The 11,772-nt window shown below is 71.3% G+C and carries 7 protein-coding genes; 2 read left to right on the top strand and 5 right to left on the bottom strand.

All coding sequences use genetic code 11. The features are described 5' to 3' along the window. Nucleotides 1-160: 160 nt before the first annotated feature. From ACFVZW_RS35235 to ACFVZW_RS35250, 4 genes are all read right to left on the bottom strand, one after another. On the bottom strand, nt 161-1,393 hold the full coding sequence (locus ACFVZW_RS35235; RefSeq protein ID WP_384530371.1) for a branched-chain amino acid ABC transporter substrate-binding protein: 1,233 nt from the start codon (nt 1,391-1,393) through the stop codon (nt 161-163). A 446-nt stretch (nt 1,394-1,839) separates the two neighbouring features. Further along, nucleotides 1,840-2,232 (bottom strand): hypothetical protein, encoded by a 393-nt coding sequence (locus tag ACFVZW_RS35240; protein ID WP_384530374.1) that lies wholly within the window; start codon nt 2,230-2,232, stop codon nt 1,840-1,842. Nucleotides 2,233-3,044: 812 nt separating this feature from the next. Further along, nucleotides 3,045-3,557 carry a PaaI family thioesterase gene (locus tag ACFVZW_RS35245; protein ID WP_376446268.1) on the bottom strand — a complete coding sequence of 171 codons (513 nt, stop codon included), beginning with the start codon at nt 3,555-3,557 and terminating at the stop codon, nt 3,045-3,047. A gap of 75 nt (nt 3,558-3,632) precedes the next feature. Further along, nucleotides 3,633-5,915: an FdhF/YdeP family oxidoreductase gene (locus ACFVZW_RS35250; RefSeq protein WP_384530377.1), complete on the bottom strand. Its 2,283-nt coding sequence runs from the start codon at nt 5,913-5,915 to the stop codon at nt 3,633-3,635. Nucleotides 5,916-6,039: 124 nt separating this feature from the next. On the opposite strand from ACFVZW_RS35250, the gene polA reads away from it, so the two are divergent. After that, nucleotides 6,040-8,748, top strand: a complete 2,709-nt coding sequence (gene polA / locus ACFVZW_RS35255; RefSeq protein WP_384530380.1) for a DNA polymerase I — start codon at nt 6,040-6,042, stop codon at nt 8,746-8,748. A gap of 71 nt (nt 8,749-8,819) precedes the next feature. Here the strand turns inward: polA and ACFVZW_RS35260 are convergent, their stop codons facing one another. After that, nucleotides 8,820-9,683 carry a DUF4184 family protein gene (locus tag ACFVZW_RS35260; RefSeq protein ID WP_384530383.1) on the bottom strand — a complete coding sequence of 288 codons (864 nt, stop codon included), beginning with the start codon at nt 9,681-9,683 and terminating at the stop codon, nt 8,820-8,822. A 232-nt stretch (nt 9,684-9,915) separates the two neighbouring features. On the opposite strand from ACFVZW_RS35260, the gene ACFVZW_RS35265 reads away from it, so the two are divergent. Continuing rightward, nucleotides 9,916-11,634 carry a lytic murein transglycosylase gene (locus ACFVZW_RS35265; RefSeq protein WP_384530386.1) on the top strand — a complete coding sequence of 573 codons (1,719 nt, stop codon included), beginning with the start codon at nt 9,916-9,918 and terminating at the stop codon, nt 11,632-11,634. Nucleotides 11,635-11,772: the final 138 nt, after the last annotated feature.

Raw genomic sequence — 11,772 nt, forward strand, 5'->3', positions numbered from 1 at the left:
GGTGTCTGATGATGCACCGCCCCCCTGGGCGCTGGGGGGCCGTTGAGCGCCCCGCGCGGGGCCTCGCCGGCGCTCGCCGCCCCCCCCGGGGGGGGGGGCCCCGGCCCCCCCCCCCCCGCGGCTTGGTTCATTTAGTGCGTGTTACGGGGTGGTGCGGGGGTCAGTCCTTGAAGGTCTCGGACTTCACGTCGACCCAGGCGCCGTTCTTGACCTGGTAGACGGTGAGCTGCTTGTTCGTGGTGTCGCCGTACTGGTCGAAGGAGACCTTGCCGGTCACGCCCTCGAAGGAGACCTTGGACATGGCCTCGGTGACCTTGGCGCGGGCGTCGTCGGGGAGCTTGCCGTTGTTGGCGGCGACGACGGCCTTGACGGCCTGGATGATCGACCACGCGGCGTCGTAGGAGTAGCCGCCGTAGGCCGCGTACGGGTCCTTGTAGCCGGCCGCGGTGTAGTCGGCGATGAACTTCTTGGCGGTCGGGAGCTTCTCGACCGGGAAGCCGACCGAGGTGGCCAGGTCACCGTCGTTGGCCTCGCCGGACGCCTTGATGAACTCCGGGTCGTAGATGCCGTCGCCGCCCATGGTGGGGATCTTGGCGCCGGTCTTCTTGACCTGGTCGGAGAGCAGGCCGCCCTCGGGGTACTGGCCGCCGAAGTAGACGGAGTCGGCGCCCGAGCCCTTGATCTTGTTGGCGGTGGAGGAGAAGTCCGTCTCCTTGACCGTGACCGAGTCCGTGCCGACGACGGTGCCGCCGAGGCGCTTGAACTCGTCGGAGAAGATCGCGGCGAGGCCGGCGCCGTAGGTCTGCTTGTCGTTGACGACGAAGACCTTCTTCTTGCCGGCGTCCTTGAACAGGTAGTTCGCGGCGAACTTGCCCTGGATCACGTCGGTGGTGGCGGTACGGAAGTAGGTCTTGAAGGGGCGCTTGAAGTCGCCCTTGCCCCAGTTGTCGCCCTGCGAGAGCGAGGGGTTCGTGTTGGCCGGGGAGACCTGCGTGAGGTTGGCCTTGTCGAAGTCCGCCTGCATGGACTGGGAGACGCCGGAGTTCAGCGGGCCGACGACGCCGAGGACGTCCTTGATGCCGACGAGCTTGGTGGCGTTGGCCTTGCCGGTGGCCGGGACGGCCTGGTCGTCGAGGGCCTCGATCTTGAAGGTGACGCCCGGGACTTCTTTGTTCTTGTTGGCGGTCTGGACCGCCAGGTCCACGGAGTTCTTGATGCCCTGACCCAGCGCGGAGAGCGAGCCCGTGAGCGGCGCGTCGACACCGATGACGACGGTGGTGGTGCCGCTGGAGTTGTCGCTCGTTCCCTTGTCGTCGCGCGAACCGCAGGCGGTGAGGGTGAGTGCTCCCGTGGTGATCACGGTGGTGAGGATGAGCAAGGAACGGTGTCGCACGATGAATCCTTTCCCTGGCGCGGCCCCCTCGAGCTGAGGCGGTGCCGTTAAGCGTGGAGCCGGAGGTGCCGTTTGTGAATGCCGGGCCGTACTGGGGATGACTGGGTGGTGCTGGGCCGTGCAGTGGACGCGCCCGGCGGCGCGGTGACTGGCGGTGACTCTAAGCGCAGGTGAGGGAGGTAGGGAGCAGGGAGGTCAGGATGTGACTGTCTTGTTATCGCGAGGGGGAGAGGAGGTGGACAGGGGGTGGGCAAACTGGGGCATATCGGTCAGCAATGTGCTGTTCACATAGTGAGAACGCGCAGTTCCGCTAAGGGGCTTGAGCAGATCTTGCTCCTGTCGGACCGCTTGTGACGGTCTCCGGATATCGGACACCCGCCCAAACGTCAGCGGACGGAACGCCGACTGCGGCGCCCGCTCGAACACTGCGCGGATGTCACGGAGCGTTACGGGGGCGGCTTCCAGTTCTCCGAGCTCCCGGTCGCCCCGTTCGCCGACGCGCACCGTCTTCGGGTCTCCTGGTCGGCGAAGGCCAGGGCGACCTCGCGTCCCTCCCGGCGCTCCTTGGCCCGGGCGCCGGTGAGGACCTCGTCGTGGATCTTCAACTGCTCGTTGGAAAGCCCTTTTTGTTCCCAGTCGAGCCCCGCCCACTTGCTCCCCGTGAGCGCCTCCTTCACCCAGTACGCGACGAGGTCGGCGCAGATGTCCACCGCTGTCCTGGGCCGCTCGGGCGCCGGGCCGGGGCTGTCGTCCGAGCAGCCGGGCAGGGTGGCCAGAGCGCCGGCGGTCAGGACCGCGGCCAGCGCGGTCCCTGCCGGCCCGTGCGGCGGGAACCTCATGCCCGGGACGCTAGGGGATCTCGTGCGAGGGCACAACAGGCTGGCTGATTAAGGCAGTTGGGAGGAGGCGTGAGGGGGTGCGGGCGCGGGTCGGGTCGAGCCGGTGCACCACGTGCGTGGCGTCGCGGGGTCCGGGCGGGGGTGGTGAGGGCCCGTGGGTCGGTCCAGCCGGCGACGTTCGGTCCGTCCGAATCGCCCTGACACGTACCGCTGTTGCCCCGCGGTGCGGTCGTGCGGAGCCGGATCCGTGCGGCGTTGAGCGCGGTGAACGTGGCCGGCGCCTCGATTCGGACACCGCCGCCCCGTGGCGTGGCTCCGCCCTTCGGCCCGCGGCGGGGCGGACGGGGGCTTCGGTGTCCGGAAGTCGATACTTCCGTGCGGCGGCGGGAGGGGGCGGTCGGCGGGCCCCGCGTTCGGAAGCCGACGTTCCGCGTCCGGGGGCCGGTGTTCCGGAGTCCTGAGTGCCGTGCCCCCGACGCTGCCCGGAAGAGGGGGCTCCGCACCCTCCGGAATGGGCGCTCCGGCTCTTGGCCGGGAGGCGTATCGGTTCGCGCGGCGGTGACACCCGGTGACCGCGGGGCTTGATCGCTCCCGAATCCGCGGCCCATGGGCAGGGGGTCGGTGCTCGGCACCCCCTGGGGCTGCCGCACCAGGGCCCGGCACGGCGCAGTCCGGCCCGGCGCGGTCCGGCATGGCCCGGTGCGGCGCGGTTCGATCCGGCACCGCGCCGCTCGGCCTGCCCCGACATGGCCCGGCCCGGGACGGAGGTGTCCGTCCCGGGCCGGGAAAGGATCGCGGTGGCGGGTCCGCGGTCAGGCGCTCGCGGCGCCGCCGTCCTTGCCCGCGTCCGGGAGGTTGTCGGCGTCCTTGGCCGTGATCTCACGGAGCATGCAGGTCAGACGTGCCGAGCAGACCCGCTTGTCCTGCTCGTCGGTGATCACGATCTCGTACGTCGCCGTGGAGCGGCCGCGGTGGACCGGCGTCGCCACACCGGTCACGAGGCCGCTGCGGGCCCCCCGGTGGTGGGTGCAGTTCAGGTCCACGCCGACCGCGATCTTGGAGACTCCGCCGTGCAGCATCGAGCCGATCGAGCCGAGGGTCTCGGCGAGGACCGCGGAGGCGCCGCCGTGCAGCAGACCGTACGGCTGGGTGTTGCCCTCCACCGGCATCGTCCCGACGACCTTCTCGGCCGAGGCCTCGATGATCTGCACACCCATGCGGTTGCCGAGGTGTCCGGCAGAGAAGAGGGCGGGAAGATCGACGCCGAGTGCGGCGTACTCGTCGATGACCTCCTGCGGGAACTTCACATGCTGCTGCTCACCCATCGGCCCGGCTCCGTTCGTCTTCGTACGGCTGCTGATCCATCGATCCGCTGAACCCTGATCCGCCTGAGCAAACGCTTAGGCGGAGTGTGATTGTTCCAGACGCACGATGACGGACTTGCTGGCGGGGGTGTTGCTGACGTCCGCCGTGGACTCCAGGGGCACCAGCACGTTCGTCTCCGGGTAGTACGCCGCCGCGCAGCCCCGGGCCGTCGGATAGTGCACCACCCGGAAGCCGGGCGCCCGGCGCTCGCTGCCGTCCTTCCACTCGCTGACCAGGTCGGTGTACGACCCGTCCGCCACTCCGAGCGCCGCCGCGTCCTCGGGGTTGACCAGGACGACCCGGCGGCCGCCCTTGATGCCGCGGTAGCGGTCGTCGAGGCCGTAGATCGTGGTGTTGTACTGGTCGTGCGAGCGCAGGGTCTGCAGCAGCAGCCGGCCCTCGGGCACCGTGGGGTACTCGACGGGCGCGGCCGTGAAGTTCGCCTTGCCGGTGGCGGTGGGGAAGCGGCGCTCGTCGCGCGGGGCATGCGGGAGCGCGAAGCCGCCCGGGTCTGCGGCGAGGCGGGCGTTGAAGTTCTCGAAGCCGGGCACCACGCGCGCGATGCGGTCTCGGATCGTGGCGTAGTCCTTCTCGAACTCCTCCCAGGGGGTGGCCGAGGCGGCGCCGAGCACCGCCCGCGCCATCCGCGCCACGATCGCCGGCTCGGAGAGCAGATGCGGGCTCGCGGGCGGCAGATTGCCGCGCGAGGCATGCACGAGGCTCATCGAGTCCTCGACCGTGACGAACTGCTTGCCGCCGGCCTGGACGTCCTTGTCGGTACGGCCGAGCGTCGGGAGGATCAACGCGCGCGTGCCGGTGACCGCATGCGAGCGGTTCAGCTTCGTCGAGACGTGGACCGTCAGCCGGGCCCGGCGCATCGCGGCCTCGGTGACCTCCGTGTCGGGGGTGGCTCCGACGAAGTTGCCGCCCATGGCGAAGAAGACCTTGGCCTCGCCGTCGCGCAGCGCCTGGATCGAGCGGACCACGTCGAAGCCGTGGTGGCGCGGCGAGACGATCCCGAACTCCTTGTCCAGGGCGTCGAGGAAGGCGGGCGCGGGCCGCTCGAAGATCCCCATCGTGCGGTCGCCCTGCACGTTCGAATGCCCGCGGACCGGGCAGACGCCCGCGCCGGTCCGGCCGATGTTGCCGCGCAGCAGGAGGAAGTTGACCACCTCGCGAATGGTCGGCACGGAGTGCTTGTGCTGGGTGAGGCCCATCGCCCAGCAGACGATGGTCCGCTCGGAGGCGAGGACCATCTCCAGGGCGCGCTCGATCTCGGCGCGGGTCAGACCGGTCGCGGCGAGGGTCTCGTCCCAGTCCGCCGCGCGGGCGGCCGCCGTGAACTCCTCGTACCCATGGGTGTGCTCGCGGACGAACTCCTCGTCGACGGCGCCAGGAGTCTCCAGGATCAGCTTGTTGATCAGCCGGAACAGGGCCTGGTCGCCGCCGATGCGGATCTGGAGGAAGAGATCGTTGAGCGCGGCGCCCTTGAACATGCCCTGCGGGGTCTGCGGGTTCTTGAACCGCTCGAGGCCGGCCTCCGGCAGCGGGTTCACCGAGATGATCCGCGCGCCCCCCGCCTTCGCCTTCTCCAGGGCGGAGAGCATCCGCGGGTGGTTCGTCCCCGGATTCTGCCCGGCGACGACGATCAGGTCGGCCTGGTGCAGATCCTCCAGCGAGACGCTGCCCTTGCCGATCCCGATCGTCTCGTTGAGCGCCGAACCGGACGACTCGTGGCACATGTTGGAACAGTCCGGCAGATTGTTCGTGCCGAACTCGCGGGCGAAGAGCTGAAGCAGGAACGCGGCCTCGTTGCTCGTCCGGCCCGAGGTGTAGAAGAGCGCCTCGTCGGGGGAGGAGAGGGCGGTCAGCTCCTCGGCGATGATCGAGAACGCCCGTTCCCAGGTCACCGCCTCGTACCGCTCCGCACCCTCGGGGAGATACATCGGCTGCGTGAGCCGGCCCTGCTGCCCCAGCCAGTACCCGCTGCGGGTCGCCAGGTCCGCCACCGGGTGCACGGCGAAGAAGTCGGGCGTGACCCGGCGCAGCGTCGCCTCCTCGGCGACCGCCTTCGCCCCGTTCTCGCAGAACTCCGCCACATGTCGCTTGTCGGCCTCCGGCCAGGCGCAGCCCGGGCAGTCGAAGCCGTCTTTCTGATTGACCTTGAGCAGGGTCCGCGCGGTGCGCCGCACCCCCATCTGCGCCTGGGCGATCTTGAGGGTGTGGGCGACGGCGGGAAGCCCGGCGGCGGCGTGCTGGGGCGGCGCGACCTGCGGTGCGTCCTGGACCGGGTCGCCGGCGGGGGGCTTGCTGACCATCGCGCTCTCCCTTGAGCGGTCGTCGTGTGGCGTACGTACCCGATCCTGTCACGCGGCACGGACAGCCCGTGCCCGTCGGTCGACGGGGGCGGGAATGTCAGTGGTCCGTGGCAGGATCGTCCCCGTGGCTGAGACAGCATCGAAGACCCAAGACAACCGTCCGCGCCTGCTCCTCATGGACGGGCATTCACTGGCGTACCGGGCGTTCTTCGCGCTGCCGGCGGAGAACTTCACGACCGCGACCGGGCAGCCGACCAACGCCATCTACGGCTTCGCGTCGATGCTGGCGAACACGCTCCGCGACGAGGCGCCCACGCACTTCGCCGTCGCGTTCGACGTGTCCCGCAAGACCTGGCGCTCCGAGGAGTTCCCGGAGTACAAGGCGAACCGCTCCAAGACCCCGGACGAGTTCAAGGGGCAGGTCGAGCTGATCGGCGAGCTGCTGGACGCGATGCACGCGCAGCGGTTCGCGATCGACGGCTTCGAGGCCGACGACGTCATCGCCACGCTCGCCACCCAGGCCGAGGCCGAGGGCTTCGAGGTCCTGATCGTCACCGGCGACCGCGACTCCTTCCAGCTGATCACGGACCACGTGACCGTGCTGTACCCGACCAAGGGCGTCTCCGAGCTGACCCGCTTCACGCCCGAGAAGGTCGAGGAGAAGTACGGCCTCACCCCGCAGCAGTACCCGGACTTCGCCGCGCTGCGCGGAGACCCGTCGGACAACCTGCCCGGCATCCCCGGCGTCGGCGAGAAGACCGCGGCGAAGTGGATCAACCAGTTCGGTTCGTTCGCCGAGCTGGTGGAGCGGGTCGACGAGGTCAAGGGCAAGGCCGGGCAGAACCTCCGCGACCACCTGGAGTCGGTCAAGCTCAACCGCGTCCTCACCGAGATGGTGCGGGACGTCGAGCTGCCGCGGACCGTCCAGGACCTGGAGCGCGCGCCGTACGACCGCACGGCCGTCGCGCTGGTCCTCGACACCCTGGAGATCCGCAACCCCTCGCTGCGCGAGCGGCTCCTCGCCGTCGACCCGGGCGCAGCCGAGGCGCAGCCCGCCGCCCCCGCCGCCGGTGTGGAGCTGGACGGCACCGTCCTCGGCGCCGGTGAGCTCGCGCCCTGGCTCGCCGAGCACGGCGCCGAGCCGCTGGGCGTGGCCACGGTCGACAGCTGGGCCCTGGGCACCGGCAGCGTCACCGAGATCGCGCTGGCCGCCGCCGGAGGCGCCGCTGCCTGGTTCGACACCACCCAGCTCGACGAGGCCGACGAGAAGGCCTTCGCCGCCTGGATCGCGGACCCGAAGCGGCCCAAGGTCCTGCACAACGCCAAGGGCGCGCTGCGGGTCTTCCCCGAGCACGGCTGGAGCGTCGCCGGCATCACCATGGACACCGCGCTCGCCGCCTATCTGGTCAAGCCGGGCCGCCGCTCCTTCGCGCTGGACGCGCTCTCCGTCGAGTACCTGGGCCGTGAGCTCGCCCCGGCGGCCGCCGCCGACGGACAGCTCGCCTTCGGCGCCGACGACACGGCCGAGGCCGAGGCCCTGATGACCCAGGCCCGCGCCGTCCTCGACCTGGGCGCGGCCTTCGAGGAGAAGCTCGGCGAGGTCGGGGCGCGGGAGCTCCTGCACGAGGTCGAGCTGCCCACCTCCATCCTGCTGGCCCGTCTGGAGCGGCACGGCATCGCCGCCGACCGGGCCCACCTGGAGGCCATGGAGCAGCAGTTCGCCGGCGCCGTCCAGCAGGCGGTGAAGGAGGCGCATGCCTCCGTCGGGCACGAGTTCAACCTCGGCTCGCCCAAGCAGCTCCAGGAGGTCTTCTTCGGCGAGCTGAACCTGCCGAAGACGAAGAAGACCAAGACCGGGTACACCACGGACGCGGACGCGCTGGCCTGGCTGGCCGCCCAGACCGAGCACGAGCTGCCGGTGATCATGCTCCGCCACCGCGAGCAGGCCCGGCTGCGCTCCACGGTCGAGGGCCTGATCAAGACCATCGCCGCCGACGGCCGCATCCACACCACCTTCAGCCAGACGGTGGCCGCGACCGGACGACTGTCCTCCACGGACCCGAACCTGCAGAACGTGCCGGTGCGCACCGACGAGGGACGGGCGATCCGGCACGGCTTCGTCGTGGGCGAGGGCTTCGAGGCCCTGATGACGGCGGACTACAGCCAGATCGAGCTGCGCGTCATGGCCCATCTGTCCGAGGACGAGGGCCTCATCGAGGCGTTCGCCTCCGGCGAGGACCTGCACACCACCGTCGCCTCGCAGGTCTTCGGCGTCGAGCGGTCCGCGGTCGACGCCGAGATGCGGCGCAAGATCAAGGCCATGTCGTACGGCCTGGCGTACGGGCTCTCGGCCTTCGGCCTCTCCCAGCAGCTGAACATCGAGGCGGGCGAGGCGCGTGCCCTGATGGACACGTACTTCGAGCGCTTCGGCGGGGTGCGCGACTATCTGCGCCGGGTCGTCGACGAGGCGCGCGCCACGGGGTACACCGAGACGATGCTGGGCCGCCGCCGCTATCTCCCCGACCTGAACAGCGACAACCGCCAGCGCCGCGAGGCCGCCGAGCGGATGGCGCTCAACGCCCCGATCCAGGGCACCGCGGCGGACATCGTGAAGGTCGCGATGCTGAACGTCGACCGGGCCCTGACGGAGGCGGGTCTCACCTCCCGGATGCTCCTCCAGGTCCACGACGAAATCGTGCTGGAGCTGGCCCCCGGCGAGCGCGAGCAGGTCGAGTCCCTGGTCCGCCGGGAGATGTCCTCGGCGGTCACCCTCCGCGCCCCCCTCGACGTCTCGGTCGGCGTGGGCGAGGACTGGGAGTCCGCGGCGCACTGACGCGACAGGGCCCCCACGGCCACGGCCGTGGGGGCCCTGCTACGTCGGGGCGGGAGTCGCCAAGGCCTTGGTCATCGCCCCGGGCGGGAGTCCGCCGGCTCATGATCCCCTGTCCGCGCCGCCCCGGGGGACGGCGCGGTCCTCCGCAGCCGCATCCCCGCCCCGTACAGCACAAGCCCGACGGCGAGGCCCGCGCCGGCCCCGAAGCAGGCCGTCGGAACGATGTCCAGAGGCGTCTCGATGCGGCCCCAGTACGCGTACCAGCGCAGACAGCGGTGCACCACTCCGGCCAGGACGCACAGACCGATCAGCCCGCCCGCGAGCAGGCGCTCCCGCCGGCCGAGGACCGGCACGGCCGGGGGCGCCGCGATGTCACCGGCGGCCGCCCGCAGCGCCCGTACCGTGAACCACCCCAGCAGGACGAGAGCGAGCGCCGAACCCCCGTACTGGAGATAGAGATAGACCGGAAAGCCGGCCACGATCTCGCCGAGGAACGGGATCGCGCGCGTACCCCAGCGGTCGAGATGGGTGAAGGCGTCCCACACCACATGGGTCGTGGCGCCGAGCACCGCCGACAGCACGAACCAGCCGGCCAGCGGCGCCATCGGCCGCCCCCGCCAGGAGCGGCCGCGGACGAACCCGTACACCCGCCCCCGCCACCGGGCCGGCAGCAGGGCCACCAGCGGCTCACGCACCATCAGCCACGCCGCCACCAGGGCCGCGGTGATCAGCACGTCGACGGTCACGATTCCCAGGACGGAGTGCGTGACATCGCCGAAAGGCATCGCGTCCGGGATCGCCGTGGCCGCGAAGTAGGTCATGTCGGGCGAGAACGAACCCGCCACCAGCGCGGAGGCGACCAGTGGTCCGCGTGCGGTGCCGTCGCGGCGGATGCCGGGCAGCACCGCGGCGGCATGACTCAGCGTGAACGGCATCGGAACGTCCCCCTCAGGATCCGCGCCGACCAACGGAGTTCCCCTGCGGCCGAGGGTCGGCGATCACGCCCAGTATGCGGGAGCGATCGTGAAGGGACAGTGGGCGGCCAAGAGGTGACGAAAGCGTGAAACACGGTCAGGCCACGGTGTTCCGGGGCCCGTAGGTGTCATAGGGTCTCCTGTGTTCACGCGCGGGGAGCGCGGGTGCAGTCGAGGGGGAGGGACCAGACGTATGGCAGCGCAATTCGGCCGCCGGCTGCGCAGGGGAGCCACCAGCGGTGCCGTCGTGGCCGCGGCGGTGGCGGCGCTGGCCGCCTCGCAGGCGCCCGGCGTGACCCCGCCGCCCTCGGACAACGCGAGCGGCGACCGGCCCGTCGGAGTCGGTGACACACCGGCGTCCCCCGACGACACGGCGACCGGCGACTCCCCGTACTACACCCAACTCCCGCCGCTGAACACGCCCAACAAGCCCGGCACCTCCATAGACCTGCCCATCATCACCGGCCCCGCCGAGGCGGGCATACCCGCGTCCGTGCTCGCCGCCTACAAGCGGGCGGAACAGTCCATACGGGCCAGCGACCCCGCCTGCAACCTTCCGTGGCAGCTGCTCGCCGGCATCGGCAAGGTCGAGTCCGGGCAGGCGCGCGGCGGCCGTGTCGACGCCAACGGCACCACGGACTCGCCGATTCTCGGCCCGGTCCTCAACGGTGTCGGCTTCGCCAACATATCGGACACCGACAACGGCGCCTTCGACGGCGACGCGACGCACGACCGCGCGGTCGGCCCGATGCAGTTCATCCCCTCCACCTGGGCGACCTGGGGTCAGGACGCCAACGGCGACGGCCGCAAGGACCCCAACAACATCTACGACGCCGCCCAGGCCGCCGGTCTCTACCTCTGCGCCAACAACCGCGACCTCGCGGTCAAGGCCGACCTGGACCGGGCGATCCTCAGCTACAACCGCTCGACCGAGTACCTGCACACGGTGCTCTCCTGGTTCGAGTACTACAAGCGCGGCACCCACCAGGTGCCGGACGGCACCGGTCAGCTGCCGGTGGACCGCAGCGACACCCCCCGCACCACCACGCCCGGGCCGACGCAGACGCCGACCACCCCCGCACCGTCTCCTTCGACGGGCACGCCCAAGCCGAACCCGTCCACGCCCACCACGCCCCCGACCAAGCCGCCCGTCGACCCGCCCGCGACCGCGAAGGTGACCCGGATCAAGGACGCCGGCACGGGCGCCCTGACGGCCACCGCCGGCGGTGTCTTCGCCGGCCGTCCGACCGTCCTCGCGCTCGACGTGAACGGCAAGCCGGTCGCAGGGCTCGCCGTGCGCTTCGAGATCGTCGGCTCCACCGACGCCAACCTCGGGGGTGTGGCGAAGAGCGTGACCGTGACCACCGGCTCCGCGGGCAAGGCCGTCGCGCCGCCCGTCAGGGCGGGCGAGAAGCCGGGCACGTTCACGGTCCGGGCCACGGTCGTGGGCCGGGCGCTCGCGCCCGTCGACTTCTCCGCGACGGTCACCGAGCGGACGGCCGACACCCTGGTCCGCGGCGACGCCGAGGAGTTCACCGCCACCACCGGCGAGCGGTTCGCCGACCGTGTCCTGGTGAAGGCCACCCTCGACGGTGCCGTCGCCCCGTCGGTCGCTCTCACCGCCACCATGATCACCTCGGCGGAAGAGCCGCAGACGAACACCAAGGGTCCGTACTTCAAGGACGCCGACGGCAATCCGCTGCGCACGCTCACGGGCCTGAAGACGGACGAGAACGGTCTGCTCACGCTCCCGGACATCTACGCGGACGGCGAGGCCGGCACCTTCCTGCTGCGTCTGACCGCGCCCGGCGGCGGCACCGTGACCATCGAACTCAAGGTCACCGCCCCGACGCCCGAGCCGACCCCGACGCCGTCGCCGAGCGGCTCGACCGAGGCGACGCCGGCGCCCTGACCGGCCGCCAACCTCCCGCACAGCAGGCACGACCCCGCCGCCCCCCCCCCCGCCCCCCCCCGCGGGCGGGGGGCGGGGGTGTGGGTGGGTCGGGGGTTGGGACGCCGCGCGCCGGGCGGGGGGGGCCCCCCCCCCCCA

The sequence above is a fragment of the Streptomyces sp. NPDC059567 genome (assembly GCF_042735655.1).
GTDB lineage: Bacteria > Actinomycetota > Actinomycetes > Streptomycetales > Streptomycetaceae > Streptomyces.

Coding starts and splice junctions, on each gene's coding strand:
- ACFVZW_RS35265 (WP_384530386.1), top strand. CDS start 9,916: ATGGCAGCGCAATTCGGCCGCCGGCTGCGCAGGGGAGCCACCAGCGGT.
- ACFVZW_RS35250 (WP_384530377.1), bottom strand. CDS start 5,915: ATGGTCAGCAAGCCCCCCGCCGGCGACCCGGTCCAGGACGCACCGCAG.
- ACFVZW_RS35245 (WP_376446268.1), bottom strand. CDS start 3,557: ATGGGTGAGCAGCAGCATGTGAAGTTCCCGCAGGAGGTCATCGACGAG.
- ACFVZW_RS35260 (WP_384530383.1), bottom strand. CDS start 9,683: ATGCCGTTCACGCTGAGTCATGCCGCCGCGGTGCTGCCCGGCATCCGC.
- ACFVZW_RS35240 (WP_384530374.1), bottom strand. CDS start 2,232: ATGAGGTTCCCGCCGCACGGGCCGGCAGGGACCGCGCTGGCCGCGGTC.